The organism is Vibrio sp. 10N.222.54.A3 (genome assembly GCF_041474095.1).
Taxonomy (GTDB): domain Bacteria; phylum Pseudomonadota; class Gammaproteobacteria; order Enterobacterales; family Vibrionaceae; genus Vibrio; species Vibrio crassostreae_C.
In genome coordinates, this window is the sequence record NZ_JBFRTN010000005.1 from 31994 (window position 1) to 32323 (window position 330).

Here is a 330-nt window from a genome sequence, read left to right on the forward strand (position 1 = left end):
ATTTCATTTTGGTTGACCTTGCAGTCAGGGCGAACAGTCATAGATGGTTGAACCACAAAAGAACAACTGGTAAACACAAAACTGTTGAACACATGCTTCTATCTAACTGAAAAGAAAGGGGGAGACGCTTATATCGGTATGGATATCAGATTTAAGTTGAGTACGATTCATATCTGTATCAACTGAAGACTTCGTATAGTCACGCTGTACAGTCATATTAATTTCAAATCGAGACACCATATAGTCACGCTGTGCAGTCATGTCATTTTCAAATGATGACATTGTATAGTCACGCCGTGCAGTCATGTCAGTTTCAAAAACTGACTCGGT

General features: G+C 39.1%; 1 protein-coding gene. It reads right to left on the minus strand.

Annotation, left to right across the window (positions count from 1 at the left end; translation table 11 throughout):
- Positions 1-102 precede the first annotated feature (102 nt).
- On the minus strand, positions 103-330 hold a 228-nt coding region (locus tag AB4507_RS01115), incomplete at its 5' end, for a hypothetical protein (protein ID WP_372182069.1).